This window comes from Solimicrobium silvestre, assembly GCF_002976435.1.
Classification (GTDB): Bacteria; Pseudomonadota; Gammaproteobacteria; order Burkholderiales; family Burkholderiaceae_D; genus Solimicrobium; species Solimicrobium silvestre.
Genome location: NZ_PUGF01000056.1, coordinates 1 through 2,492, shown reverse-complemented (window position 1 = coordinate 2,492; position 2,492 = coordinate 1). Strand labels below are relative to the sequence as shown.

The window sequence follows — 2,492 nt, the reverse complement described above, 5'->3', positions numbered from 1 at the left end:
TCTGGAAAATTTTTTATTGAAACAGGGGAAGAGCCTTCTACAATTCCGCGCAAACCGTTACGGCATATAGGGAAAACGCCTCCGTGTACGGTAAAAGTGCGTCGGGCAGCTCACTTGATGCAGAGACCAATTTGCACTACAACTACTACAGGGACTACGACCCATCGACGGGGCGCTATGTGGAAAGTGATCCTATAGGACTAGGCGGTGGTATCAGTACTTATGGTTATGTAAGTGCGAATCCATTTTCGTATGTTGACCCGACCGGGCTTGTGGAGGTGCCTGGTTACATCCCCAATTCAAAGATTGTGTCTTTCGTTCGAGAAAAGGCGGCAGAACTTAATCTAGAATTGTCAAAGTGTTCGGATAAGGACATTTTAGACTTTGTCAAATACATTCCGAAATCGGTCGCAGACGATATCAATAAGTCTTGGGATAAGAGGCCTACTAAGGGCATATTTGGTGGCAGCCCAACACCTGAGCAGAGTAGAATTAATCGCGAGGAGTATCTAAAAGAACGCGCAATGATTGACCATGCCATGACCGATTTTCTGCAAAGCAAAAAAAGTAGAGGTGAACCATGTGGATGCAAACTTGGAGGAATGTAAATTGGATTGGATAATCGCATTTTTCACTTGCTGGTTCGGAATGCTATACGCTGCTGGCTCGATTTTGTCTATATTAATGGCATATTTAATATGCTATCCGCTAGGAACTAGTCAGATTTTGAAGAAGGTTGGAAATGCTCCGAAATTTGTTCGCTATGCCTTAGCAGTATGCTTTATTACGGCTGGCGTAATTTTGCTATATTTTGCTTATGGATCGACAGTATTTCAATATTATTTCAATATGGAAAAATATCCTGTGGAATTAATTCAGGATAGATAAAAGTTATCGGCGCATTGCGCCGTATAACACCGTCACGCGAAATAAAACATTGAATAATTAATTGCAAATCAAAAAAGTGTACCTAGGAAAATTTTATAAAAAACAGGGGAAGTGACTTCTTTAATTCTGCGCAAACCGTTACGGTATATAGGGAAAACGCCTCCATGTACGGTAAAAGTGCGTCGGGCAGCTCACTTGATGCAGAGACCAATCTCCACCAAAACTACTATCGAAATTACGACCCAAACAGTGGGCGTTATATCGAATCTGATCCGTTAGGCTTAGGTGGAGGAATTAGTACTTATGGCTATGTTGGCGGGAATCCTTTAAGTTTTGATGATCCTTTTGGATTGTGTATTACTCAAGCACAAGCTGATGCCATTTCTGCTGGGCTTGGTGGTTTTGTTGGTGGGTATATTGGCAGTGGTGGTAAATGGCAAGTCGGAGTGTTAACAGGAGTTGTTGGTGGGATTGCTGGTTATATCTCTTCAGATACAGGAATTTCTGGGAACGTTGTTGCAGGAACTGCTGGCGGAATAGGATATGCTGCTAAAGGTGGTGGTGGTGTTCCTGGAATAATAGGCAATGGTATCGCTGGATTTTTAATTAACGGGCTTGCAAGCACTGCTACTCAAACTGGAACTGAAAATACGTCAGGAGGTGCTCTTGGCGGTACAGTTGGAGGATTAATAACTGGTTTGCTAATGAAAGCTCCAATTGGAAATAATGTTAATCCCATATTGGGAGCTGGGTATGGATTTTTGGGAGGTTTAGCTGCAGGCCTTACTCAAGATTTTATAAATGACCTACTCAAATCTCAAATTTGTACTTGTGATAAGAAATAAGAGAATTTTTTATGTTTAAGTCGTTGTCAAATCGTACAAAATGGATACTATGCCTTTTGCTAATAATACTTTATGGCTTTGGCTTTAGAGAATTTTGGAATGTATTTTTATTCGATAAATTGATTGGATATTCAAAAGAAGTGAAATCAATTATTTTTGATATCGTTTTTTTTATACCTATGTTGGTTTTAATATTACAGTCAACAAAATACACCGATAAAAATACGAATGAAAATGTAAAGAAAAAAACTGTTGATGAGACTTATGGTTTTAAAGCGCTATGGATAGGCGCAATGCCTTTGTCGCGAGTATTTATATTTTTATTTATAAGCACAATCTTAGTAATATTTTTAGGGCAGGTTTTATTTTTAAATTTTGCGTCAAATGGTGTGGGACTGATCATAAGAAATAGTGCGTTTTATATAGCAATCTTTGGTCTGTATATATGCTCAGCGGTGGGCGCTTGGCGTAGTTCTAAAAAACACATTGGAAATAAATTATTGCCATTAGTCTTTAATGTAGGAATTATTTTATCTTTTGTGTTGATATTAACTGGATTGATTTTAAGTTTAATTGGCTTCCGTATATTTTAATTTGACTGTGCGGTTGGTATGTAGCTCGCATACAACGCAGTATCTATGGACTCCACCCGTTTTGCAAGAAGAATTTGATTTCAACCAGTAGGTAAGCTTGCGTGTATCTATACGGCCTGATAGATGAGCGGTTTTTTGCTCTGGCCCTGATGTAATACGCGCGTCA

General features: G+C 39.2%; 3 protein-coding genes. All 3 read left to right on the top strand.

All coding sequences use genetic code 11. The features are described from left to right. Positions 1–83 precede the first annotated feature (83 nt). Positions 84–608, top strand: a complete 525-nt coding sequence (locus S2091_RS24840) for an RHS repeat-associated core domain-containing protein (protein WP_207769801.1) — start codon at positions 84–86, stop codon at positions 606–608. Positions 609–1,052: 444 nt separating this feature from the next. Beyond that, on the top strand, positions 1,053–1,733 hold the full coding sequence (locus tag S2091_RS23670; RefSeq protein ID WP_105534438.1) for an RHS repeat-associated core domain-containing protein: 681 nt from the start codon (positions 1,053–1,055) through the stop codon (positions 1,731–1,733). An 11-nt stretch (positions 1,734–1,744) separates the two neighbouring features. After that, on the top strand, positions 1,745–2,326 hold the full coding sequence (locus tag S2091_RS23665; RefSeq protein WP_105534437.1) for a hypothetical protein: 582 nt from the start codon (positions 1,745–1,747) through the stop codon (positions 2,324–2,326). Positions 2,327–2,492 lie beyond the last annotated feature (166 nt).